Source organism: Mycobacterium sp., from assembly GCF_036273375.1.
Taxonomy (GTDB): Bacteria; Actinomycetota; Actinomycetes; order Mycobacteriales; family Mycobacteriaceae; genus Mycobacterium.
This window is the reverse complement of the sequence record NZ_DASUHS010000096.1, coordinates 1-23,221: the sequence shown is the minus strand read 5'-3', so window position 1 is coordinate 23,221 and position 23,221 is coordinate 1. Positions and strand designations below refer to the sequence as shown.

At 68.7% G+C, this 23,221-nt stretch carries 20 protein-coding genes and 3 pseudogenes; 15 read left to right on the top strand and 8 right to left on the bottom strand.

Going from position 1 to position 23,221, the window contains the following annotated elements; genetic code table 11:
* Window positions 1–264, top strand: coding sequence for a hypothetical protein (locus VFW69_RS09315; protein ID WP_526500417.1), 264 nt, complete (start codon window positions 1–3; stop codon window positions 262–264).
* A 54-nt stretch (window positions 265–318) separates the two neighbouring features.
* Here the strand turns inward: VFW69_RS09315 and VFW69_RS09310 are convergent, their stop codons facing one another.
* A complete protein-coding gene (locus VFW69_RS09310; RefSeq protein WP_526500415.1) occupies window positions 319–729 on the bottom strand; it encodes a F420-dependent biliverdin reductase in 411 nt (136 codons plus the stop codon).
* A gap of 35 nt (window positions 730–764) precedes the next feature.
* On the opposite strand from VFW69_RS09310, the gene VFW69_RS09305 reads away from it, so the two are divergent.
* The 4 genes from VFW69_RS09305 to VFW69_RS09290 are packed head-to-tail and all read left to right on the top strand — an operon-like array spanning window position 765 to window position 4,207.
* Window positions 765–1,514 (top strand): SDR family NAD(P)-dependent oxidoreductase, encoded by a 750-nt coding sequence (locus VFW69_RS09305; RefSeq protein WP_526500413.1) that lies wholly within the window; start codon window positions 765–767, stop codon window positions 1,512–1,514.
* A 46-nt stretch (window positions 1,515–1,560) separates the two neighbouring features.
* Window positions 1,561–2,727: a precorrin-6y C5,15-methyltransferase (decarboxylating) subunit CbiE gene (cbiE, locus tag VFW69_RS09300; RefSeq protein WP_526500411.1), complete on the top strand. Its 1,167-nt coding sequence runs from the start codon at window positions 1,561–1,563 to the stop codon at window positions 2,725–2,727.
* Window positions 2,724–3,479 (top strand): precorrin-4 C(11)-methyltransferase, encoded by a 756-nt coding sequence (gene cobM, locus VFW69_RS09295; protein ID WP_526500409.1) that lies wholly within the window; start codon window positions 2,724–2,726, stop codon window positions 3,477–3,479. Before cbiE ends, cobM begins: the two co-directional genes overlap by 4 nt.
* On the top strand, window positions 3,479–4,207 hold the full coding sequence (locus tag VFW69_RS09290) for a cobalt-precorrin-6A reductase (protein ID WP_526500407.1): 729 nt from the start codon (window positions 3,479–3,481) through the stop codon (window positions 4,205–4,207). Before cobM ends, VFW69_RS09290 begins: the two co-directional genes overlap by 1 nt.
* On the opposite strand, the gene sigC is transcribed toward VFW69_RS09290, so the two are convergent.
* Window positions 4,196–4,750, bottom strand: coding sequence for an RNA polymerase sigma factor SigC (gene sigC / locus VFW69_RS09285; protein ID WP_526500491.1), 555 nt, complete (start codon window positions 4,748–4,750; stop codon window positions 4,196–4,198). The genes VFW69_RS09290 and sigC overlap by 12 nt on opposite strands.
* A 117-nt stretch (window positions 4,751–4,867) precedes the next feature.
* Window positions 4,868–5,554, bottom strand: a pseudogene (locus VFW69_RS09280) (DUF2275 domain-containing protein); the annotation flags it as partial.
* Window positions 5,555–5,715: 161 nt separating this feature from the next.
* Between VFW69_RS09280 and VFW69_RS09275 the strand changes: the two are divergent.
* Window positions 5,716–7,263, top strand: coding sequence for a PPE family protein (locus VFW69_RS09275; protein WP_526500405.1), 1,548 nt, complete (start codon window positions 5,716–5,718; stop codon window positions 7,261–7,263).
* Window positions 7,264–7,270: 7 nt separating this feature from the next.
* Here VFW69_RS09275 and VFW69_RS09270 read toward each other — a convergent pair whose 3' ends face one another.
* The 3 genes from VFW69_RS09270 to cobG are packed head-to-tail and all read right to left on the bottom strand — an operon-like array spanning window position 7,271 to window position 10,524.
* Window positions 7,271–8,749 (bottom strand): precorrin-2 C(20)-methyltransferase, encoded by a 1,479-nt coding sequence (locus VFW69_RS09270; RefSeq protein ID WP_526500403.1) that lies wholly within the window; start codon window positions 8,747–8,749, stop codon window positions 7,271–7,273.
* Complete coding sequence (locus tag VFW69_RS09265; protein ID WP_526500401.1) at window positions 8,746–9,372, bottom strand: precorrin-8X methylmutase; 627 nt, start codon at window positions 9,370–9,372, stop codon at window positions 8,746–8,748. Before VFW69_RS09265 ends, VFW69_RS09270 begins: the two co-directional genes overlap by 4 nt.
* A gap of 45 nt (window positions 9,373–9,417) precedes the next feature.
* Window positions 9,418–10,524: a precorrin-3B synthase gene (cobG, locus tag VFW69_RS09260; RefSeq protein WP_526500399.1), complete on the bottom strand. Its 1,107-nt coding sequence runs from the start codon at window positions 10,522–10,524 to the stop codon at window positions 9,418–9,420.
* 125 nt (window positions 10,525–10,649) lie between these two features.
* On the opposite strand from cobG, the gene VFW69_RS09255 reads away from it, so the two are divergent.
* Genes VFW69_RS09255 through VFW69_RS09240 form a run of 4 tightly spaced genes read left to right on the top strand, consistent with a single transcriptional unit; the run spans window position 10,650 to window position 16,218 of the window.
* Entirely contained in the window at window positions 10,650–11,321 is a 672-nt protein-coding gene (locus VFW69_RS09255) for an alpha/beta fold hydrolase (protein ID WP_526500397.1), read from the top strand.
* Between the two features lie 3 nt (window positions 11,322–11,324).
* Entirely contained in the window at window positions 11,325–14,924 is a 3,600-nt protein-coding gene (gene cobN, locus VFW69_RS09250; RefSeq protein WP_526500395.1) for a cobaltochelatase subunit CobN, read from the top strand.
* A 30-nt stretch (window positions 14,925–14,954) separates the two neighbouring features.
* Window positions 14,955–15,344 (top strand): PPOX class F420-dependent oxidoreductase, encoded by a 390-nt coding sequence (locus VFW69_RS09245; RefSeq protein ID WP_526500393.1) that lies wholly within the window; start codon window positions 14,955–14,957, stop codon window positions 15,342–15,344.
* Window positions 15,345–15,357: 13 nt separating this feature from the next.
* Window positions 15,358–16,218, top strand: a complete 861-nt coding sequence (locus VFW69_RS09240) for a type 1 glutamine amidotransferase domain-containing protein (RefSeq protein WP_526500391.1) — start codon at window positions 15,358–15,360, stop codon at window positions 16,216–16,218.
* 4 nt (window positions 16,219–16,222) lie between these two features.
* Here the strand turns inward: VFW69_RS09240 and VFW69_RS09235 are convergent, their stop codons facing one another.
* Window positions 16,223–16,930, bottom strand: coding sequence for a dienelactone hydrolase family protein (locus VFW69_RS09235; RefSeq protein WP_526500389.1), 708 nt, complete (start codon window positions 16,928–16,930; stop codon window positions 16,223–16,225).
* Between the two features lie 73 nt (window positions 16,931–17,003).
* Here VFW69_RS09235 and VFW69_RS09230 point away from each other — a divergent pair, with 73 nt between their 5' ends.
* From VFW69_RS09230 to VFW69_RS09215, 4 genes and pseudogenes are all read left to right on the top strand, one after another.
* Window positions 17,004–17,540 carry an FxsA family protein gene (locus VFW69_RS09230; protein WP_526500387.1) on the top strand — a complete coding sequence of 179 codons (537 nt, stop codon included), beginning with the start codon at window positions 17,004–17,006 and terminating at the stop codon, window positions 17,538–17,540.
* Between the two features lie 155 nt (window positions 17,541–17,695).
* Entirely contained in the window at window positions 17,696–19,228 is a 1,533-nt protein-coding gene (locus VFW69_RS09225; protein WP_526500489.1) for an amidohydrolase, read from the top strand.
* A gap of 304 nt (window positions 19,229–19,532) precedes the next feature.
* A pseudogene (gene lnt, locus VFW69_RS09220) lies at window positions 19,533–21,144 on the top strand (apolipoprotein N-acyltransferase); the annotation flags it as partial.
* Between the two features lie 157 nt (window positions 21,145–21,301).
* Window positions 21,302–22,123: pseudogene (locus VFW69_RS09215) on the top strand (polyprenol monophosphomannose synthase); the annotation flags it as partial.
* Window positions 22,124–22,151: 28 nt separating this feature from the next.
* On the opposite strand, the gene VFW69_RS09210 reads toward VFW69_RS09215, so the two are convergent.
* Complete coding sequence (locus tag VFW69_RS09210; RefSeq protein WP_007770897.1) at window positions 22,152–22,487, bottom strand: RNA polymerase-binding protein RbpA; 336 nt, start codon at window positions 22,485–22,487, stop codon at window positions 22,152–22,154.
* 180 nt (window positions 22,488–22,667) lie between these two features.
* On the opposite strand from VFW69_RS09210, the gene VFW69_RS09205 reads away from it, so the two are divergent.
* Window positions 22,668–23,018 carry a hypothetical protein gene (locus tag VFW69_RS09205; protein ID WP_526500382.1) on the top strand — a complete coding sequence of 117 codons (351 nt, stop codon included), beginning with the start codon at window positions 22,668–22,670 and terminating at the stop codon, window positions 23,016–23,018.
* The last annotated feature ends 203 nt before the right edge of the window (window positions 23,019–23,221 follow it).

Sequence of the window (23,221 nt, the reverse complement as noted above, 5' to 3'; positions counted from 1 at the left end):
ATGAGATTTGACGACACATATTTTTCGCGAGAAGACAGATATTCGATCGGCATCGAGTCGATGTCGGGCCGCTACTACGCGTCAATACCGGTGAGCAATGGGATTGTCGACTATGAAGAATATTATGAGCTGACATCGGATCAATATCACCAGTTCCTAAACGACAGAGAAGCAGCGGTCGAATTCATTGAAGCTTGCCGTCGGCATGAGCATGACAATTTACTCTTACAACAACCTGGCACTAATCGCGGGACTCCGGTTTAAAGTCGGTGCATTAGCTGCTGCGGCCTGCGGCTAGAGCCTCGGCCCGGGGCTTAATTACTCGCCCCGATCCAACAAATCCGACGACCCCAGCACCCGCTCGATCTGAACCTCGATGACCACGCGCCGTGGATTGGGCCGCGGCGTGCGGTAGCGCTGGGCGTACCGCAGCTCCGCGTCGCGCACCGCGTCGACGTTGTTGTTGACCTTGGATCGGCCCTCCAGCGACAACCACCGCGCGCCGTCGACCTGGCTGAGCACGGCCAGTCCGCCGCGATCGGCGTTGACTGCCTTCTGCGAACCCCCGGTGGTGATGACCCGCGCGATGTGCGTCTTGGGGTCGAAGGTGAAACCGACCGCCACCACATGCGGTGAATTGTCGGCTCGCAGCGTAGTCAGCATGGCCAGATGCCGTTCCGACAGGAACGCCAACGCGTCGTCGGTGAGCCGGGTAGTGGTATTCGCCATCACCGCCAACGCTAGCGCAGGTGATAATCGCAGCCGTGGACGACACGAGCGCAGGTCCAGTACTAATCCTGGGCGGCCGCAGCGAGATCGGGATCGAGCTGGCGCGACTACTGGCGCCGGGCACGACCGTCGTGCTGGCCGCCCGTCAGGCCGACCGACTCGCTGACCAGGTCAGCGCGCTCAAAGCCGCCGGCGCCACGGCGGTCGACACCAAAGAATTCGACGCCGACAACCTGGCCTCGCACGGCCCGTTGGTCGCCTCGATCGTCGCCGAACACGGCCCCATCGGCACCGCGGTGCTGGCGTTCGGAATCCTGGGCGATCAGGCCCGCGCCGAAACCGACGCCGCGCACGCGGTCGCCGTCGTGCACACCGACTACCTAGCCCAGGTCAGCCTGCTCACCCACCTGGCCGCCGCGATGCGCAAGGCCGACAGAGGCCGGCTGGTGGTGTTCTCCTCGATCGCCGGCGCACGCGTGCGCCGCGCCAACTACGTCTACGGCTCGGCCAAGGCCGGCCTGGACGGTTTCGCCAGCGGCCTGGCCGACGCGCTGCACGGCACCGGGGTTCGGCTGCTGATCGCGCGGCCGGGATTCGTCATCGGTCGCATGACGGAGGGCATGGCGCCCGCGCCACTGCCGAGCACGCCCGAGCAGGTGGCCGCCGCGACCGCGCGTGCGCTGGCGAAAGGCCGCCGCACGGTGTGGATCCCGTGGGCCCTGGGCCCCGCGGCCGCCATGATGCGACTGCTGCCACAGGTCGTCTGGCGCAGGATGCCACGATGATCCGCGCCGCTGACGATGCCGAGCGACGCGATCAGGAGCGGCGCCCATGATCATCGTGGTCGGCATCGGCGCCGACGGCATGGCCGGTCTCGGCGAAGTGTCGCTCGCCGAACTCCGAAGGGCCGCAATCATTTACGGGTCAAGACGACAACTCGACCTGCTTGACGACACGGTGTCCGCGTCCAGGCGGCAGTGGCCGGCACCGATGTTGCCCGCACTGGAAACGTTGCTCGACGAACACACGGGCGACGTGCACGTGGTGGCCAGCGGCGATCCGCTGCTGCACGGCATCGGGGGCACCCTGATCCGCCTGCACGGCCGGGACAGCGTCAGGGTGCTGCCGCACGTGTCGTCGGTGACGCTGGCGTGCGCGCGGATGGGCTGGAACGTCCACGACACCGAGGTGATCAGCCTGGTCACCGCGCAGCCGCGCACCGCGGTCCGCCGCGGCGGCCAAGCGATCGTGCTGTCACAAAGCAAATCGACCCCACCCGAGCTCGCCGCACTGCTCACCGCCCATGGTCGCGGCGATTCCGAGTTCACCGTTCTCGAACGACTCGGCGCCCCAGACGAGCACCGCCGCGACGGCACCGCACGCGACTGGGCCGCGAACCGAGACCTTGACGACCTCAACGTGATTGCCGTGCGCTACCTGCCCGACGAACGCGTGTCACCCCTGCCCGACGATGCGTTCACCCACGACGGGCAGATCACCAAACAGGGTATCCGCGCGGTGACGCTGACGGCCCTGGCGCCACGGCCGGGGGAGCGGTTGTGGGATGTCGGCGCAGGCTCGGGCAGCATCAGTGTCGAGTGGTGCCTGAGTGGGCGGGGTTGCAGCGCAGTGGTATTCGAACGCGATGACGGGCGCCGCGGCAACCTCGAAGTCAATGCCGCGGCTTTCGGCGTCGGCATCGATGTGCGTGGCGACGCCCCCGACGCTTTCGACGGCGCCGCGCCGCCGTCCGCGATCTTCATCGGCGGCGGACTGACCCAGCCCGGTCTGCTCGACGCCTGCTGGGACAACCTGCCCTCCGGTGGGCGACTCGTCGTCAATGTTGTCACGACCGAGTCGGAAGCCGTTCTGACGCAGGCGCATCAGCGCCTGGGCGGCCAGCTGCGACGCTTTCAGCACTATCAGGGCGAGGCGCTGGGCGCCTTCACCGGGTGGCGGCCGCAGTATCCGGTCACCCAGTGGGCGGTGACCAAATGACGGTGTATTTCATCGGGGCCGGCCCGGGCGCCGCCGACCTCATCACCGTGCGCGGCCAGCGACTCCTGCAAACATGCCGGGCGTGCTTGTACGCCGGATCGATCATGCCCGACGACTTACTGGCGTTGTGCCCGCCGGGCACGAAAATCGTTGACACCGGCCCGCTTACGTTGGAGCAGATCGTCACCGAGCTCAGCGACGCGCACGCCGCGGGCCTGGACGTGGCGCGGCTGCACTCCGGTGATCCGTCGCTCTACAGCGCGCTGGCCGAGCAGTGTCGACGGCTCGACGCCCTGGGCATCGACTACGAAATCGTGCCCGGTGTACCGGCGTTCGCCGCCGCGGCGGCCGCACTGAAGCGCGAGCTAACCGTTCCCGGGGTGGCGCAGACGGTGACGCTGAGCCGGGTGGCCACCCTGTCGACGGCCATGCCGCCCGGTGAAGACCTGAAGACCCTGGCCCAATCCGGCGTGACCCTCGTCCTACACCTGGCCGCGGCCCAAATCGATGCCATCGTTCCGCAACTTCTCGAAGGCGGCTATCAAACCGAAACACCAGCAGCCGTCGTGGCTTTCGCGAGCTGGCCGCAAGAGGCGGTGCTGCGCGGCACGCTGGCCGACATCGCCGGGCAGATGCATCAGGCCAACATCACCAAGACCGCCGTCATCGTCGTCGGCGACGCGTTGACGGCCGGGGGATTCACCGACAGCTACCTGTACTCGACCGGGCGCGCCCGGGGGAGCAGGCATTGATGCGTGTCCTGCTGCTCGGCGGCACCGGCGAGGCGCGGGCCCTGGCGAAAGCCCTGCACCCACGCATCGAGATCATCAGCTCCCTGGCCGGCCGCGTTCCCGATCCGGCCCTGCCGGTCGGCCCAGTGCGCATCGGCGGCTTCGGTGGCGTCGACGGGTTACGACGCTGGCTGCACGACGAACGCATCGGCGCCGTCGTCGACGCCACCCACCCGTTCGCGGCAACCATGACGGCGCATGCCGCCGCCGCGTGCGGCGAACTGCGGATCCCGCACCTGATCCTGGCCCGCCCGGCCTGGGATCCCGGCACTGCCATCGTCGTCGAGTCGGACAATGCTGCCGCTGAAACCGTTGCCCGGCAAGGGTACTCGCGGGTATTTCTCACCACCGGCCGCTCGGGCGTGCGGGCCTTCGCCGATAGCGACGCATGGTTTCTGATCCGAGCGGTCACCGACCCGGATGCGTCCACACTGCCCCGTGATCACCGAGTGGTGCTTTCCCGCGGACCGTATCGCTACGACGACGAGTTCGCGCTGTTGCGCACCCATCGCATCGATGCACTGGTCACCAAGAACAGCGGCGGGGACATGACCCGCGCGAAGCTGGATGCGGCTGCGGCGCTGGATGTTCCGGTGGTGATGGTGGCGCGGCCACCGCTACCCACCGGAGTGTTGACCGCCGGCACCGTGCACGAGGCCGCCGAATGGGTTGGCGCGCTAGCCGGTTAGGTGGCTGCGCTCGCCGTCGGCCAGCAGCGCATCGCGGGCGCGCGCAACGCGGGAGCGGATGGTGCCCACCGGGCAGCCGCAGACCGCGGCGGCGTCAGCGTAGGGCAGGCCGAGCAGCTGGGTGAGCAAAAGCGCTTCGCGCTGTTCGGTGTTGAGGGCGGCGATCATCGTCGTCACCTCGACCAGGTCCTCGAATCCCCGGGCGTGATGGTCCCCGCGCACCACGTGTTCAGGATTGGCGCCCAGGGCGGCGCGCGGCCGCGATTGCAGGTGGCGAATGTGGTCGGCCACGACGCGGCGTGCGATCGAGAGCAGCCAGGTCCGCGCGCTGGAGCGCCCGGAGAATCGCTCGATGGCGCCGATGGCGCGCAGGAATGTCTCTTGAGTCAGATCGTCGGCGTTGCCGGTATCGGACAGATAGGCGACGAACCGCCACACGTCTTGCTGGGTGGCTTTGATGAACGACTCGAGGGCCCGGTCATTTCCACGCGCGGCGGCCAGAGCGAGCTCGGTAACGGCCTCGTCATCGCGTGACGCGATCATGGCGAACCACCTTCGTTTCGCGGGCTCACTGAGTCTACGACGGCCTGTCGTAGCGTCTGCGGAGGGGCCGGGGATCGACCGGTTGATCGGCCAGAGGTGGCCTCGTCTCCGGGCAGCGGATGAACCCGCCGACCAGGCGTGGTTGCTGGCGTGCGCCTTATCGGAGGTGTCCGATCGGTCTGACCGCACCCGCTCCCTCGCCACCAGCAGCGCGAACGAAACGCCTAAGAGCAAGGGCATGTGACTAGCGATGCGCGTTGCGGTGACTTCGCCGGCGAAGGCGTCGACGATCACATACCCCAGCAGCGCAATCGAATAGACGCCGGTAATCGCGGCCACGCCAATCGCGGTGACGGGCCAGACACCGGCGGCGACCATCGCCAAGCCCAACGCCAGCAACCAAGCGGTGGACTCGTGCATCAGGTGCTCGCCGGACATTGCGCCGTGCATGTGACTCGACACCATGCCGAAATCGATACCGCTGATCTGGGCCCCCGCGATCGCGACCTGGAATAGACCCACCGCGATCAGGCCCCACCGTCGGTAGTGCGAGCGCAGCCAACGCATCCTGCGCTGGCGCCCGGAGGATTCCTCGCCGATGCTCGCCATGATCTTTGCGACCAGGTCGGGTCCGTCGCCGGCCTCAACCGACGCAAACCGGCGGGTTTGCACCGCGGCGCCGATCAGCCAGGAGCGGCAACGGCGGCACGATTCGAGATGGGCGTCGACCTGCTGCGCCAGCGCTTGAGGCCGCTCGCCGTCCAGTCGAGCCGAAAGCGCCTCACGCGCCGCATCGCACCGCATCCCTGCATCGTTGCGCATGCTCGGTCAGTGCGCAAAGAGCACGCGAAACAAATACGGGGAACTTATCCGTGCGCTGAACCGACCACTGGACGCAAGCATCGCCAGCCCGCCGCCCATGTTCACCGAGAGGTATTCGTGTTCTTGCCTGAAGGCCCCCGACGATGACCGCCCCGATCTGGATCGCGTTTCCGCCCGAAGTGCACTCGACGTTGCTCAGCAGCGGTCCGGGACCTGGGCCGCTGCTCGCCGCCGCGGCGACGTGGTCTTCGCTGGGCGCCCAATACGCCGAGGCGGCGGAGGAGCTCAGCGCTCTGCTGAGCGCCACGCAGGGCGGCGCGTGGGAAGGGCCGAGCGCCGAGCAGTACGTGGCGGCCCATATCCCATATCTGAGCTGGCTGCTGGAGAGCTCCACCACGAGCACGGCCGCCGCGGCGCTACATGAGACGGCAGCTGGCGCATACACCGCGGCGTTGGCCGCGATGCCGACGATCCCCGAGCTCGTCGCCAATCACGCGACCCACGCGGCGCTAGTCGCGACAAACTTTTTCGGCATCAACACCGTCCCCATCGCCGTGAACGAGGCTGACTACGCGCGCATGTGGGTGCAGGCCGCCACGACGATGACCACTTACCAGGCCGTCAGTGAATCCGCCATGGCCGCGGTTTCGGCGGCCACGCCCGCGCCGCAGATAGTCACTCCGGGCGGCGAGGTCCAAGCAGCGGCAACGGATACCGCTTCCGAGACTCCTTCTGCCACCTCATGGCAGGACCAGCTTGCGAAGGAACTCTCGGACTTCACCCAAAACGTCCTCTGGCCGCTCGGGAAGGAGATATACCCCGATGGCTGGCCCATTGATGCGGTTCCATTTGCCAACGGGCTGGCCGCTCAGCTGATGAACATCCCAGGCATGACCCCAGCGCTGGCGACAGCGCTGGCGTGGTTCACCTTTCACTCGTTGATGCTCGTCTGGCCCCTAGTACAAGCGGTTGAGACGGCTGCATTACTGGCCCCTGCTCTGCTACTCGTCGTTTCGGTCGCCGCCGCTGCCGGTGCCGGCATTGCCGCGGCTGTCGCCGGTGCTGTGAGTGCCGCCGGCGTTGCGCCGCCGGTAAGCGCGCCGTTGGCCACGGCACCTCCGGCGCCGATGGGTACCACGCCGGCTCCGACGCCGACCACGTCCGCCGGTAGCCCGGCGAACGCGAGCAGCGCCACGGTTTCCAGCGCGGCGCCAAGTGTGGCCGAGGCGTCCGGTGGCGGACCGGTCGGCGGCGGTCCGGGTGTCGGCTTCGGGCCGGGCATCACGGATGGCGTCGGCGCCGGCATGGCCGACATCCAGTACGCGGTCGGCCTGGCGGGGTTGTCGTCAAGCAGCAGTGCCAGCAGTCGCGCGCGCAGGAAGTCTCAGGAGCCGGCGCCCGACGACGCCGAGGAACCGGCCGCCGCCGCGGCGTCGGCCCCTGGGCGGTTGCGCAGTCGTCGACGTCGCGGGGCAGAAGCCAATGATCACGCCTACCGCTACGAGTACATGGACCTCGACCCCGACGAATCCCTTCTGGCATCCGACGCGGGCGCGGGGCCGCTCGGATTCGCCGGTGCCGCAGCCAGATCCGATGCCGCGCAAGCCGCCGGGTTGGCGACGCTGACCCGTGACGGATTGAGCGGCGGCCCCACTGTGCCGATGATGCCGAGCACCTGGGACCGCGACTGAGCGAATTTCAGGCCCGGTAGCGCCGCGGCGTGAAGACCCGGTCGGTGGAATCGTGTGAGTACCACTGGGTTTGCGACGACCCGACGATCAGCAGGCAGCGCATGTCGATCTCGCCGGGATTGAGATCGGCCAGCCGGACCACCCGAACGTCTTCGTCGGGGCCGGACACGTTGCGGCCGATCACCACCGGCGTGCCGGGTTCGCGGTGGGCCAACAATATGTCGCGCATCGCGCCGACCTGCCAGGTTCGCGTCTTGGAAGCCGGGTTGTAGATCGCCAGCACCAGGTCGGCGGCCGCGGCGGCCTGCAGTCGCGCGGAGATCACTTCCCACGGCTTGAGGCGGTCGGAGAGCGAGATCACGGCATAGTCGTGCCCTAGCGGGGCGCCGACCCGGCTGGCCACCGCCTGAGCGGCGGTCATCGCCGGGATGACCCGGACTTGCACACCCGGCCATTCTTTGGCCTCTTCCAGCACCGCGGTCGCCATCGCGAACACGCCCGGGTCACCCGACGACACCACCGCCACGGCACGGCCCTGCTCGGCCAGCGCGCACGCCAATCGGGCCCGTTCGGGCTCGTCGCGGTTGTCGCTGGGGTGGCACTGCTGGCCGTCGCGAGCCCGCACGCGGTCCAAGTAGCCGCCGTAGCCGATCAGGTCGGTCGCCGCGGCAAGCTCCCGCCGGGTCTGCGGCGTCATCCAGTCCCTGTCGCCAGGGCCAAGGCCGACCACCGTGACGCTGCCGGCGGCGGGCGTGCGCCGTCCACGCTGCCCGCCGGGCAGTATGGCCAGCGAGAAGTACGGAACGCCGGCCTCAACGACGTCGGCGGCGGGCAGTATGCGTTGGGCGGCAGTGCTGGCCCGCTCCACGTAAACCGCGTGGTCAAGCTGTCCCGATACCGAAAGCGCTTCCCGCACAGCGTGATACGAACGCCCAAGTTTGAGCACGACGGCGGCGTCGGCGTCGGCGAGCCGACGGGTCAGCTCTTCGACCGGCAAGGTGCCCGGCAGCACCGACAGCACCTCGTCGCCGGCCACCAACGGTGTCGCGATGGCCGCCGAGGCCGCGCTCACCGACGTCACGCCGGGCACGATGACCGCGTCGAACCGGTCGGTCAGCCGGGTGTGCAGATGCATGTAGGAGCTGTAGAACAGCGGATCGCCCTCGGCCAACAGGACCACATTGCGACCGGCGTCGAGGTGCGCCGCGATGCGCTCAGTGGCCTCGACGTAGAAGTCCTCGATTGCCCCGGCATAGCCGCCGGGATGGTCGGTCGTCTCGGTAGTGACGGGGTAGACCAGGTGCTCTTCGATCTGTCCCGGCCGCAGATACGGTTCGGCGATACCGCGGGCGATGCTCCGGCCGTGCCGGGCGCTGTGATAGGCCACGACGTCGGCCTCGCCGATCACCCGGGCGGCCTTGACGGTCACCAATTCCGGGTCACCGGGCCCCAACCCGACGCCCCATAGCGTGCCCCGGGCGGTCATTCGCGGTCGCTCGCGATCGCGTTGACGGCGGCGGCGGCCATCGCACTGCCCCCACGACGACCCCGCACCACCAGATACGACGTCCCGCGTGGGTTGTCGATGAGCTCCTGCTTGGACTGCGCCGACCCGACGAAACCCACCGGCCCGCCCAGCACCCCCGCCGGGGGGGCAACCCCGTCGTCGATCAGCTCGAGCAGCCGGAACAGCGCGGTCGGGGCGTTGCCAATCGCGAGCACCGCGCCGGGCAGCCGGTCCGCCCACAGCTCCACTCCGGCCGCCGAGCGAGTGGTCTGCCGGAGTGCGGCCAGCTCGGCCGCCCGCGGATCGGCCACCAGGGAGACCACCTGGTTGTCGGCCGGCAGTCGTGCGGCGGTGATCCCGGCGGCCACCATCGACGAATCGCACAGCACGGGAGCGCCGCTGCGCAGCGCCGTGCCGACCCGTTCGACGACGTCGTCCGTGAACGCGATGTGGTCGGCGACGTCGACCTGGCCGCAGGTGTGGATCAACCGCACCACCACGTGCGCCACGTCGGCGGGGAATCGCGCCAGGTCGGCTTCGGCCCGAATCGTCGCGAACGACTGGCGATAGATCTCCGCCGCGTCGCGAATGTAGTCGAGCACTCGCCCACCCTAAAGCTTGTTGACGTGGCGACCTGCTGCGCCCGGCTACAGCCGTCGGTATCCGTCTGGTGTAGCGACCAGCACCTCGCCGGCAAGTGGACTGCCGCATGCCCGGTCGCAGCCGACGAAGTGCCGGTGCACCGCCGAGTCGGCATCCAGCAATTGCGCGGCGTCGGCCCGCACGTCGGCCGCCGAGCGCGCGCAACCGGGGCTGCCGATGCAGGCGCTGACGGTCAGCCAGGGCGAGCTCTCGTCGAACACCAGGCCCAAGGGTGCCAGCACCCGCAGCGCGGTATCGGCCACCTCTTCACTGAGATCACACACCAGCACCGAGCGCCATGGCGTGATCACCAGCGGCGCCTCGATCGCAGCCAGGTACTCCGCAACGCGTGCCGGCAACACACCCAGCGGCACCGCGGCGCCCAGCGTCACCCGGCCTTCCTGACCAGGGCGGTCCTGGCTGATCCAGCCCACCGGCGCCTTGGTGACGGCGGGAAAGGGGGTGGCGCGCGGGTCGGCGTTGGGGAGCAGCTGCCGAATGTCGTCCAATTCCTGGACGCGCCAAGTCGTTTCGCGGATGTCGACGAACCGCAGTGCGAGAGTGACCAGCATTTCGACCACGTCGCCGGCCGCCAGCCGGACACCGGTGTCACGTCCGGCAAGCAACAGCGCACAGCCGTCGGCGAACGCGTGGACGCCGACGTCGGCGCGCAGCCCCGACACGTCGGCGCGCCCGTCGTCCAGGCCGAACCAGAACCGGCCGCCCAGCTCGGTGAGCCTGGGCTCGCCGCAGATCGCGGCGTCCAGCTCGCCGACCCAGGGCCGGACGTCGAGGTTGCCGCCGGAGCGCCCCGACAGCGGTGACGCCACGATGTTGCGGACCCGCTCATGCGTCATCGACGGCAACAGTCCCGCGGCCGCCAGGGCCTCGGCGACCTCGGTCACGTCGGTCAGCCCGCGCAACTGCACGTTGCCCCGGGCGGTCAGCTCGAGCGTTCCCGAACCCGACTGACTGCTGGCGGCTGCCAACGCGGCCAGTTGGGCGGCCGTGATCATGCCGCCGGGTAGCCGGATCCGGGCCAAGGCGCCATCGGCAGCCTGGTGCACCTGCAGCGCACCCGGGCATGCGTCCGTGTCGCGCGTCCTGGCCACCCGTCCACGGTACGGCCCCCATCGACGGCGATGGCCGGGATTGCCTTCAGCCAGACGTAAACCCGACAGTCGACGGCTGATCACTCGAGGATTGAAGCCCTCGCCGCGCGGGCACCCTCGTGCCCGTGGAGACAGAGGAGTATGCCCCGGGACGGTTGGCCGATGTGTTTGGCGATTCGGCGCAACACACCGTCCTGATGTGGCATGGCATGCAGACCAACGCTCGCGCCGCGGTCGGGCCGCTGGCCGGCATGCTCGCCACTCACGGTGCCGCCGTGGTGGCGCCGGACTGGAATTCCCACGCCGAAGACGGCGGGCGTGCCGACCTGTTGCGATCGCTCGAGTTCACCCGCAAGCGCGCCGACGACGGCATCGTGCTCGTCGGTTGGTCTTTGGGGGGCGCGGCCGCTGCCGGAGTCGCCCTCAACCAGAGTCAATTCGATATTGCGATCAGACACACGGTCTGCCTGGCCGGCGCCTTCATGGCCCCCGACCCGGTCTCCGGTGAGGATTTGACCGACATGCTGTCGGCCGACCAAATCGGTGCCCCGTTCACCTTGCTGCACGGCGTGAACGATGACGCGGTGCCGGTAAGGGCCAGCCGCGAGTTCGCCGCTAGCCTGCGCGAGTTCGGTTGGCCGGTGGACGTGGTGGAGCTGGCGGCCGATCACGGGTCGATCGCCGGTGCCGATTACGACCCCGTCGCCGACCGGTACGTCCCGGGAACGAGCGAGCAGGCGCGACAGGTGGGCGCAGAGGTCGCCGCCCGGATCGCGGCGACACTGCTGTACGAATGATGGGTGGCTGAGCCGACCATCCTGCTGCTGTCGACATCCGATACGGACCTGATCAGCGCCCGTTCCAGCGGGAAGAACTATCGGTGGGCCAACCCGTCACGCCTCTCGGAAGACGTGGGGGCACCTCCCACTTGCGGGGGACTGCCCGACCTGCTGGCCGACGTCGACATCGTGGTGGTGCGGATCCTCGGCGGCTACCGGGCCTGGCAAAGCGGCATCGACACGGTGATCGCCAGTGGGGTGCCCACGGTGTTGGTCAGCGGCGAGCAGGCCGCCGACGCCGAGTTGACGGGCCTGTCGACGCTGGCGGTCGGCATTGCGCTGCAGGCGCACATCTATCTGGCCCACGGCGGCGTGGACAACCTGCGCCAGCTGCACGCCTTCCTCTCGGACACCGTGCTGATGACCGGGTTCGGGTTCACCCCGCCGGTCGTGACGCCGACGTGGGGAGAGTTGCCGCGCCCGAACGCCACCGATACCGACGGTCCGACGATCGCCGTGCTGTACTACCGCGCGCAGCACCTGGCCGGCAACACCGGCTACGTCGAGGCGCTGTGCCGGGCCATCGAGGACGCCGGCGCGCGGCCGATGCCGGTCTACTGCGCGTCGCTGCGCACCGCCGAACCCAAACTGCTGCAACGGCTTGCCGACGCCGACGCGATGGTGGTCACCGTCCTGGCGGCCGGGGGGCTGAGACCTGCGGAGGCGGCGGCAGGTGGTCCCGATGACAGTTGGAACGTCGAACACCTTGCCGCCCTGGATATTCCGATCCTGCAGGGGCTGTGCCTGACCAGCCCGCGCGCCCAGTGGCGCGCGAACGATGACGGCCTGAGTCCGCTCGACGTGGCCAGTCAGGTGGCGGTGCCCGAGTTCGACGGCCGCATCATCACGGTGCCGTTCTCCTTCAAAGAGATTGACGAAGACGGGCTGATCTCCTATGTCGCCGACGCGGAACGCTGCGCCCGCGTCGCGGGACTGGCGGTGCGCCACGCGCGGCTGCGCCATGTCGCTCCGGCGGATAAGCGTGTAGCCCTGGTGTTCTCGGCCTATCCCACCAAGCACGCCCGTATCGGCAACGCGGTCGGGTTGGACACGCCGGCAAGTGCCGTCACGCTGCTGCAGGCGATGCGCGATCACGGCTACCGGGTGGGCGAACTGCCGGGCGTCGAGGCCAACGACGGGGACGCCCTGATACACGCGCTGATCGAACGGGGCGGCCAAGACCCCGACTGGCTCACCGAAGGCCAGCTCGCGGGGAACCCGATCCGGGTGTCCGCCAAGGACTACCGCGAATGGTTCGCCACCCTGCCCACCGAGTTCACCGATACGGTCACCCAGCACTGGGGCCCGGCGCCCGGGAATCTCTTCGTTGACCGCAGCAACGATCCCGACGGCGAGATCGTTATCGCCGCAATGCAATCGGAAAACCTGGTGCTGATGGTGCAGCCGCCGCGCGGCTTCGGAGAGAACCCGGTCGCCATCTATCACGACCCGGACCTGCCGCCCAGCCACCACTACCTGGCCGCCTACCACTGGCTGGACGTCGGCTTCGGGTCGCACGCGGTGGTGCATCTGGGCAAGCACGGCAACCTGGAATGGCTGCCCGGCAAGACCCTGGGCATGTCAGCGGCCTGCGGCCCCGACGCCGCGCTGGGCAACCTGCCGATGATCTATCCGTTCCTGGTCAACGATCCCGGCGAGGGCACGCAGGCCAAAAGGCGCGCACACGCCGTCCTGGTCGACCATCTCATCCCTCCGATGGCGCGCGCCGAATCCTACGGTGACATCGCGCGTTTGGAGCAGTTGCTCGACGAGCACGCCAGCGTCGCCGCGCTGGATCCCGGCAAACTGCCCGCCATCCGCCAGCAGATCTGGACGCTGATACGGGCCGCGAAGATGGACCACGATCTGGGTCTGACCGAACGGCCCGAAGAAGACTCATTCGATGACATGCTGCTGCACGTCGATGGCTGGCTCTGCGAGATCAAGGATGTCCAGATTCGCGATGGCTTGCACATCCTGGGGCAAAAGCCGACGGGGGAAGCCGAACTGGACCTGGTGCTGGCGATCCTGCGGGCCCGCCAACTCTTCGGCGGCGAGCACAGCCTGCCGGGATTGCGGCAGGCGCTGGGCCTGGCCGAGGACGGCACCGACGACCGGACCACGGTCGATCAGACCGAGGTCATCGCCCGCGGGCTCATCGCCGCTTTACAGGCGACGGGCTGGGATGCCGATGCGGCCGAACGGATTACCGAAAACGCCTCCGTCGCCGCGGTGCTGCGATTCGCGGCCACCGAAGTGGTGCCGAGGCTAGCCGGCACGGCCGCCGAAATCGAGCAGGTGTTGCGCGCCCTCGATGGCCGATTCATCCCGGCAGGCCCGTCCGGGTCGCCGCTGCGCGGCCTGGTCAACGTGCTGCCCACCGGCCGCAACTTCTACTCCGTCGACCCCAAAGCCGTACCGTCCCGGCTGGCCTGGGAAGCCGGTGTCGCGCTTGCCGATTCACTGCTGACCCGGTACCGCGATGATCACGGGCAGTGGCCGCAATCTGTCGGGCTGTCGGTGTGGGGCACCTCGGCGATGCGCACCGCCGGTGACGACATCGCCGAAGTCCTTGCCCTGCTCGGTGTCCGGCCGGTATGGGACGAAGCATCGCGTCGCGTCGTCGGCCTGGCGCCGATCCCACTGGCCGAGCTGGGCCGCCCGCGCATCGACGTGACGGTGCGAATCTCCGGGTTCTTCCGGGACGCCTTCCCGCATGTCGTGACGATGCTCGACGACGCGGTGCGGCTGGTCGCCGACCTCGACGAGGCCGCCGAGGATAACTACGTCCGTGCGCACGCCCAGGCCGACCTGGCTCAGCACGGCGATCAACGCCGTTCCACCACAAGGATTTTCGGGTCTAAGCCAGGCACGTATGGCGCCGGATTGCTGCAGCTGATCGACAGCCGCAATTGGCGCGACGATGCCGACCTCGCCGCCGTGTATACCGCGTGGGGCGGCTTCGCCTACGGCCGTGACCTGGATGGCCGGGAGGCTGTCGACGACATGAACCGGCAATACCGACGTATTGCCGTGGCCGCCAAGAACACCGACACCCGCGAACACGACATCGCCGACTCCGACGACTATTTCCAGTACCACGGCGGCATGGTGGCCACGGTGCGCGCGCTGACCGGGCAGGCCCCGGCCGCCTATATCGGCGACAACACCCGCCCCGACGCGATCCGCACGCGCACCCTGTCGGAGGAGACCACCCGGGTGTTCCGCGCGCGCGTCGTCAATCCGCGCTGGATGTCGGCGATGCGGCGGCACGGATACAAGGGCGCGTTCGAGATGGCGGCGACCGTGGACTACCTGTTCGGCTACGACGCGACGGCAGGGGTAATGGCCGACTGGATGTACGAACAACTCACCGAGCGTTACGTGCTGGACCCGGAGAACCGGAAATTCATGTCGGAATCGAACCCCTGGGCCCTGCACGGCATGGCCGAACGGCTGCTCGAGGCGGCCGGGCGCGGCATGTGGGAGGCGCCGCAACCGGAAACCCTGGACGGGCTGCGGCAGGCGCTCCTGGAAACCGAGGGCGACCTGGAAGGCTGACGGAGCCCCGCGCGGCGGTAAGTTGTTCTGGTGACACCAACCTTCGCCGACCTTGCCAAGACGCAGTACATCCTGCTGACCACGTTCACCAAGGACGGCAAGCCCAAGCCGACGCCCATCTGGGCCGCCCTGGACAAGCAGCGTGGGGATCGGCTTCTGGTCATCACCGGAGAAAAGTCGTGGAAGGTCAAGCGAATCCGCAACACGCCGCGGGTCACGCTGGCCACCTGCACCATGAACGGCCGCCCGACCAGCGAGGCCGTCGAGGGGAAGGCGGCCATCCTCGACAAGTCGGAAACGGGCGCCGTTTACGATGCGATCGGCAAGCGCTACGGCGTCGTGGGCAAGGTGTTCAACTTCTTCAGCAAGCTGCGCGGCGGCATGGACAACAACGTCGGTCTCGAACTGAAAGTGGCGTAATCGCCAAGGCGCCGTGGCCACCGTTCTCATCCCGATCCCGGACCGCGACTTCGACCCGACCGAGGTCGCGGTCAGCTGGAGCGTGTTGACGCGAAGCGGCCACCGGGTCGTCTTCGCGACCGAAACCGGCACGCCCGGAGTGGCCGACGACATCATGGTGAGCGGCCGCGGATTGGACATCTGGTCCGCGCTGCCGGTGCTGAGCGCCATCCGGCTGATCGGGCTGACGCTGCGCGCCAACAAGACCGGGCGCAGCGCCTATCGGGACATGATGCACTCCAAGGAGTTTCAGCATCCGGCCACCTGGGCGCAAGCCACCCTCGACGGCGTCGACGGCCTGTTGTTGCCGGGTGGGCACCGCGCCCGCGGGATGCGCAGCTACATCGACAGCGACATCCTGCACCGGCTGGTCGTCGAGGCCTTCGCCCGGGGGCTGGTGGTGGCCGCCATCTGTCATGGGGTGCTCCTCGCCGCGCGCAGCGTCGATCCCAAAACCGGCTGTTCCGTCCTGTACGGACGCAAGACCACGGCGTTGACGTGGGCAATGGAGCGGTTGGCCTGGCGCCTCACCCGATTCACCCGGTTCTGGGATCGCGATTACTACCGGACCTATACCGAGGAACCGGGCCAACCCGGCGGGTATATGTCGGTGCAGTCGGAAGTCACACGCGCTCTTGAAGATCCCACCGATTTCCGTGACGTCGCCCGCGGATCACCGCACTGGCGGCTGAAAACCTCAGGAATTGCGCGCGATACGCCGACCGACTCGCGGCCGGCATTCGTCGTCGATGACGACGGCTATGTGTCGGCGCGCTGGCCCGGCGATACCCACACGTTCGCAACGGTGTTGTCGCACAAGCTGAACGCGCACTAACCCACTATGTCGCGGCGCCCGTTCCCAAATGCTCGCCGAAAAACGCGAACACCCGCCGCCACGCGTCCTCGGTGGCGTCCCGGTCGTAGCCGAAACCCGCAATGCGAAGCAGGGGTTGGGCGGGCAGCTCGTTAGCGAAGCTGTGCCCGACGCCAGGATAGGTCTTCACGTCGGCGGTGATGTTCTTGGCGGCGACGGTCTTGTTCAGCTTCTCGGGCGCGCCCCGGCCCAGCGGGTCACGGCCGCCGAAGCTGGCCACCACCGGGCATGCACCGTCGAGCGTCTTGTCGAGGTTGCGGGGCAGGGGAGCGCCATAGAACGGCGCGGAGGCGTCGAAACCCTTGGGAGACATGACAAGAGCGAACTGGCCGCCCATGCAGAAACCCGCGATGCCAACCTGGCCCGAACATTCCGGCAGGGCCTTCAGATGATCGCGCGCGGCCAGGATGTCATCGAGGGCGCGGCCGCGCTGGGTCTGCAGCTCCTTCATGACGCGGGAGATGCAGCGGATAAGGCCACCGCGGGCATACATGTTCGGGGTGAGCGCCAGATAACCCGCCGCGGCGATGCGGTCGTTAATCGACTGCTTGTCCCGGCCGTAGCCGATCGCATCGTGGATCACCACCACACCTGGCCACGGGCCTTGCCCCGAAGGCGTGCTCAGTAACGCATCGATCGGTCCGTCGGCGGTATCGATCTGAATCGTCGTCATAGCGTCATCTAACTGCAATCACACCAGCGAGCACCACGGGAACTTCGATGTGGTTCGCGGACGTTGGTCTGGCATGGTGTCGCGGCTGTTGCTGATCTACGCGGTCGTCGAACTCGCGGTGATCTTCGCGCTGGTGTCGACGATCGGCTGGGGCTGGAGTCTGCTGGCGCTGGTGGCGACCTTCCTGCTCGGCTGGGGCATCGTCGCCCCGCTGGCGGGTTCCCACCTCATCCGCCGGATCGGGCGACTGCGCTCGGGCCTGGCCGGACAACGCGCTGCGGCCGGTGACGGTGCGCTGGTCAGCCTGGCCGCGCTGCTCGTTCTCGTTCCCGGCTTGGTGAGCACGGCGCTGGGCTTGTTACTGCTCATTCCGCCGGTACGGTCGGCCGTCGGCCCCGGGTTGACCGCCATGGCGGTGCGCAAGTTGCAGCGGCAGATGCCGGGACTCAGTTACGCGAGCGCCTTCCGCGCGGAGCCTTACCCGGCGTCGCATCCGGGTCGGGCCTACTCGGATGCCGGCCGCGGCCACGGCGACTACATCGACGGCGAGGTCATCGACGTCCGCGACGTCGAGGCGCCCGTGCGGCCGCAAGGATTTGACGGGCGCTGACGCGGCGCCGGGGGACCGCACCTTGTCTGATCACCGTTATCGCCTCCGGTGCACGTAGTTTTGGCCTGTGACCGATAGTGACCGTTAGCCCCGCACCGGTAACCCTGCTCGTCAACGGCCGGGTGCACAGCCCGGCCCAACCCGACGCGACCGCGATGGCCGTCCGCGACGGCGTCGTGGCATGGCTGGGCGACGACGAGGTCGGCCGCCGCATGTTTCCCGGCGCCGATGTCGAAGATCTCCAGGGCGGTTTCGTGGCGCCGGGATTCGTGGACAGCCACATTCATCTCACCGCCACCGGGCTGATGCTCAGCGGGCTGGACCTGCGTTCGGCAGCCTCGTACGCCCAGTGTCTGCAGATGGTCGCCGACTACGCCGCCGCACACCCCGGCCAGCCGGTGTGGGGGCATGGCTGGGATGAAACGTCGTGGCCGGAGAACGCCCCGCCCAGCACTGGCGACCTGGACGCCGTTCTCGGCGACCGGCCCGCCTACCTGGCCCGCGTGGACGTGCACTCCGCGCTCGCGTCGACGGGTCTGCAACGGCTGGTGGGGGAACTTCCGGCGGCGGCCGGTTTCAACGCCGAGGGGCCACTGGTCGGCGACGCACACCATCTGGTGCGAGCCGTTGCCCGAGGCCTGCTGACGGCCGAACAGCTTGCCGAAGCCCGTGCCGCAGCATTGCTGGCCGCCGCGGCGGCCGGCATCGTCGCGGTGCACGAATGCGCCGGGCCCGAGATCGGCGGGATCGACGACTGGATGCAGTTGCGGGCCCTCGATCATGGCGTCGAGGTGATCGGTTATTGGGGTGAGCCGGTGAGCAGCCCCACCCAGGCGCGCGAGCTGATGGCGGCGACCGGAGCCCACGGGCTGGCCGGTGACCTGTTCGTCGACGGGGCACTGGGGTCGCGCACCGCCTGGCTGCACGAGCCGTACACGGATGCGCCGCATCGCACCGGAACCTGTTATCTGGATTCCCATGCCGTCGAGGCGCACGTGCGGGCATGCACCCAGGCCGAAGTCACCGCCGGGTTCCACGTCATCGGGGACGCTGCGGTCGCGACGGTGGTGAGTGCCCTCGAGCGGGTCGTCGCCGACCTCGGACAGGTCGCAGTCGCACACTGCGGGCACCGACTGGAGCATGTCGAGATGGTCAGCGCCGATCAGGCCGCCAAGCTGGGCCAGTGGGGCGTCGTCGCCAGCGTGCAGCCCAATTTCGATGCGCTGTGGGGCGGCGCCGACGGCATGTACACGCGGCGGCTCGGTGCCCAGCGAGGCAGTCGGCTCAACCCCTTTGCGCTGTTAGCATCCCAAGGCGTGCCCCTCGCGCTAGGTTCCGACGCTCCGGTCACGGATTTCGACCCGTGGGTGAGTGTGCGCGCAGCGGTCAACCACCGCACCCCCGGCAGCGGGGTCTCGGCGCGGGCCGCGTTCGCAGCTGCCACCCGCGGGGGCTGGCGGGCGTCCGGTGTCCGCGACGGCAAGGCGGGCACCCTGGTGCCGGGAGCGCCGGCCTCGTACGTCATCTGGGATGCCGGGGGCCTGGAGGTACGCGCCCCGCGCGACACTGTCCAGCGCTGGTCGACCGATGCGCGTTCGCGTGTGCCCCCGCTGCCACGATTGGGCCCGGGCGACGCCCTACCCCGGTGCCGGCGAACGGTGCATCGGGGCGCTGTCATCCATGGCTAGGCATTCGTCGCGCGGCGACGAGCCCGCGGACCAAACCGATGCGGTGGACGCGGACCTGCCGCAGCGGCCCGGCACCGACCCGATCAGCGACGAGGCCGAGTCGGACCGCGACGACCAGCCCGCCGACGTCCACGTCGAACAAGAAGCGCACGCCGGCGAGCACGACCGGGACGAAAACGCCGCGCAACCGGCACCGCCCGAGAAACACGCGCCGACCGGCGGTCGGCTGGGGACCGCGGCGGGCGGCGCGGTAGCCGGCCTGGTGGCCGCGGTGATCGCGCGGCTGCCCGGCGCTCAGGCCGCGATGTTGCCCCGCCTGACCCGGCTCAGTTGCGTGGTGGTGGCCGGCTTACTGTTCTGCGCCAGTTTCCCCTCGCTCAATTGGTGGTGGGGCGCCGTGGTGGCCGCCGCATTGCTGGCTTGGGTGCTGACGCACCCCGCGACCACGCCGGCGGGCGGCCTGGGTTACGCCTTCCTGTTCGGGCTGGCGTTCTACCTGCCGCTGCTGCCGTGGGTCGCGCTATTGGTCGGCCCCATCCCGTGGATCGCGCTGGCGACCGTATCGGCGCTGTTTCCCGCCCTTTTCGGCCTGTGCGCTGTCATCGTGCGCCGGCTACCCGGCTGGCCCATCTGGTTCGCGCTGGTATGGGCGGCCCAGGAGTGGCTCAAGTCGATCGTGCCGTTCGGCGGCTTCCCCTGGGGATCGGTGGCATTCGGTCAGACGCACGGTCCGTTCCTGCCGCTGGTCCAGCTCGGCGGCGTCGCGCTGCTGTCCATGGCGATCATGCTGGTGGGCTTTAGCACGACGGCCATCGCGCTGGAGATCGTGAAGTGGTGGCACTTAGGTCACCCGGCGCCCCGCGCGGCCGCCGACATACGCGCCGACGATCCGGTGCACCCCGATCAGGCGCCGCCCGCGGTGGTGCTCCCCGGCGTCTGCATCTGCCTGGTGCTGTTCGCCTCGGTCATCGTCTGGCCGCAGGTGCGCCACGCCGGTACCGGGTCGGGTGGCGAGCCATCGGTCACCGTCGCGGCCATACAGGGCAACGTGCCGCGGCTGGGCTTCGAGTTCAACGAACAGCGGCGCGCGGTGCTGGACAACCACGTCCAGGAAACCCTGCGGCTGGCCGAGGAGGTGCGTTCCGGGGCGGCCCCGCAACCGCAATTCGTGATCTGGCCCGAAGACTCGTCGGACGTCGACCCGCTGGTCAATAATGACGCCGCCCTGGAAATCTCGCAGGCCGCGGCGGCCATCGGCGCTCCGATCCTGATCGGAAGCGTGCTCGACGTGCCGGGACGCCCGCCGCAGGATCCGAACTACACCAACACCATGATCGTGTGGAATCCGGCCACCGGTCCGGCCGATCGCCACGACAAGGAGATCGTGCAGCCCTTCGGCGAGTACCTGCCGATGCCGTGGCTGTTCAAGCACCTGTCCGGCTACGCGGACCGCGCCGGAAGCTTTGTGCCCCGCCAGGGCTCCGATGTGGTGCACATCGCGGGGGTGCCCGTCGGCGTCGCCACCTGCTGGGAGGTGATCTTCGACCGGGTGCCGAGAAAAGCGGTGCTCGGCGGTGCACAGTTGTTGGCCGTCCCGGCGAACAACGCGACCTTCAACAAGACGATGAGTGAGCAGCAGCTGGCATTCGCCAAGGTCCGGGCTGTCGAGCACGACCGGTACGTGGTGGTTGCCGGCACCACGGGGATCAGCGCGGTGGTGGCCCCCGACGGCGGCGAGCTGGCCCGCACCGACTTCTTCCAGCCTGCTTATCTGGACATGCAGGTGCGCCTCAAGACGAGGCTGACGCCCGCGACGCGGTGGGGGCCGTGGCTGCAATGGGTCATGGTCCTGGCGGCCGGAGCGGTGATCCTGGCCGGGATACGGCACAATGGATGGTTCCCGCGTTCGGTACGTCTGCGGTCCACACGCCAATCGAAAGGGGCCGGTGCGACCCCGGCCAAACCCCCGCCCGACGAGCACGACTCAGACACCGCGCCCGACCCCCGGGATCGCACGCCGGCCGACGACGGCGACTGACCAGCCCCGTCCGACCAGGACGGCCGGCACTGCATCGATTTCGGGCGACATAGAGGAGTTACATGACCACCGGCCAGCCGGCGCCCCAAGTCCCAGGCAATCGTCCCAGCCAGCGCGTCTTGGTGATCATCCCCACCTACAACGAGCTGGAGAACCTCCCCGTCATCCATCGGCGGCTCAAGGAAGCTTGCCCGCACGTGCACCTGCTCGTGGTGGACGACAGCAGCCCCGACGGCACCGGCCAGCTCGCCGAGGAGCTCGCGTCGGCCGACGCCGGTCGCACGCATGTCATGCACCGCACCGCCAAGGACGGTCTGGGCGCGGCGTACCTGGCGGGTTTCGCGTGGGGGTTGGGCCGCGACTACTCGGTGCTGGTCGAAATGGACGCCGACGGCAGCCATGCGCCCGAACAGCTGCACCGCCTGCTGGACGCCGTCGACGGCGGCGCCGATCTGGCCATCGGGTCGCGATACGTCGAGGGCGGCACGGTGCGCAACTGGCCGAAGCGGCGCTGGGCCCTGTCGTGGACGGCTAACACCTACGCCCGGCTGGCGCTCGGCATCGGCGTGCACGACATCACAGCCGGTTACCGCGCCTATCGCCGCGAGGTGCTCGAAGCGATCGATCTCGACGGCGTCGACTCCAAGGGCTACTGCTTCCAGATCGATCTGACCTGGCGCACGATCTGCAACGGGTTCACCATCGCCGAGGTACCCATCACCTTCACCGAGCGCGAACTCGGCGTGTCCAAGATGAGCGGATCCAACATCAGCGAAGCCCTAGTCAAGGTCACACGCTGGGGTGTCCAGGGCCGACGGTCGGGCGCCCGGGCCACCAGGGCCGACAACCGCACCTAGGTACGGCCGGCCCGGCTCAATTCGCGGGTCAGCCCCGGCGGCGGGTCTTGATGATCTCGAGGCGCTCCTTGAGCAGCTCTTCGAGCTCCTCGACCGAGCGACGCTCCAGCAGCATGTCCCAGTGTGTGCGCGGCGGCTTCACCTTTTTCGGCTCAGGCAGGTCGCCCTCGATCAGGGTGCCTTCCAGGCCGTTACGGCACAGCCAGGTGCCGGGAATCTCGGCATCGTCGGCGAAGGGAACCTCGAACTCCTCGCCGTTCTCGGTCCGGTACTTCGCGAGCTGACGCGGCGCAAGGTCGTGGTTGCGGTCAGTCTCGTAGCTCACGGCCCCGAGGCGACTGCCTCTCAGTACGCGATCAGCCATGGCTGCTACTCCTTTAGGTCTTCTCGGAGCTCTCCGGCTCCCTTACAGCAATTCAGTGCAAACTCTTCATTTAGCAAACGCTGCGGCGATCTGCGCAGTTCCCCGGCCGAAGCCGGCGTACGCGACGCGACCATCAATGATACCGGGATCAACGAGAAAACCCGACTAAAGTCGGCAGGCGTGAGCCGCCGTACCCACCCGCAGCCCTGTCGGTGGTGCGGCCGAGACGTTACCGATGCGGGAATGGGTCGTCGCCGCCAGTACTGCCGGCAGTCGTGCCGGCAGCGCGCGTACGAACAACGGGCCTCGCTGAACCGGAACGGCGCGGCAGCGATGGCCGACGACGCGGTGGTGCTGTCGGCCGAGGATGCTGCCGACCTGTCGGATCGCGTCTACCAGGTGCGGTGCGCGGCCGAGGACGTCGCGACGGCGGTCGACGAAGGCGCCGGGGCCACCGAGCTGCGCCAGTTATGCGACGCGCTGATCCACGCCGCGCGGGCCGCCGACGGATGGCGCCGAGCGGGTGTGTGACCGCGTCGTCGGCACCGGGCCGGCCGGCCCCGATGCTGCGCTGAACAGTCCACGACATGCGCCTGACCACCGGCTATGGCTAGCCGGGTACAGTCGCGCCATGGACGGGGTGTCAGGCGGATGGCGCGGTCAGCGGGACCGCAGCCGCACCGGGCGCTCCCAGATCCCCTTGGACACGGCGTTCCACACGTCGAACCCGATCC

Coding starts and splice junctions, on each gene's coding strand:
- VFW69_RS09315 (WP_526500417.1), top strand. CDS start 1: ATGAGATTTGACGACACATATTTTTCGCGAGAAGACAGATATTCGATC.
- VFW69_RS09310 (WP_526500415.1), bottom strand. CDS start 729: ATGGCGAATACCACTACCCGGCTCACCGACGACGCGTTGGCGTTCCTG.
- cbiE (WP_526500411.1), top strand. CDS start 1,561: ATGATCATCGTGGTCGGCATCGGCGCCGACGGCATGGCCGGTCTCGGC.
- cobM (WP_526500409.1), top strand. CDS start 2,724: ATGACGGTGTATTTCATCGGGGCCGGCCCGGGCGCCGCCGACCTCATC.
- VFW69_RS09290 (WP_526500407.1), top strand. CDS start 3,479: ATGCGTGTCCTGCTGCTCGGCGGCACCGGCGAGGCGCGGGCCCTGGCG.
- sigC (WP_526500491.1), bottom strand. CDS start 4,750: ATGATCGCGTCACGCGATGACGAGGCCGTTACCGAGCTCGCTCTGGCC.
- VFW69_RS09275 (WP_526500405.1), top strand. CDS start 5,716: ATGACCGCCCCGATCTGGATCGCGTTTCCGCCCGAAGTGCACTCGACG.
- VFW69_RS09270 (WP_526500403.1), bottom strand. CDS start 8,749: ATGACCGCCCGGGGCACGCTATGGGGCGTCGGGTTGGGGCCCGGTGAC.
- VFW69_RS09235 (WP_526500389.1), bottom strand. CDS start 16,930: ATGACGACGATTCAGATCGATACCGCCGACGGACCGATCGATGCGTTA.
- VFW69_RS09230 (WP_526500387.1), top strand. CDS start 17,004: ATGGTGTCGCGGCTGTTGCTGATCTACGCGGTCGTCGAACTCGCGGTG.
- VFW69_RS09225 (WP_526500489.1), top strand. CDS start 17,696: ATGGCCGTCCGCGACGGCGTCGTGGCATGGCTGGGCGACGACGAGGTC.
- VFW69_RS09210 (WP_007770897.1), bottom strand. CDS start 22,487: ATGGCTGATCGCGTACTGAGAGGCAGTCGCCTCGGGGCCGTGAGCTAC.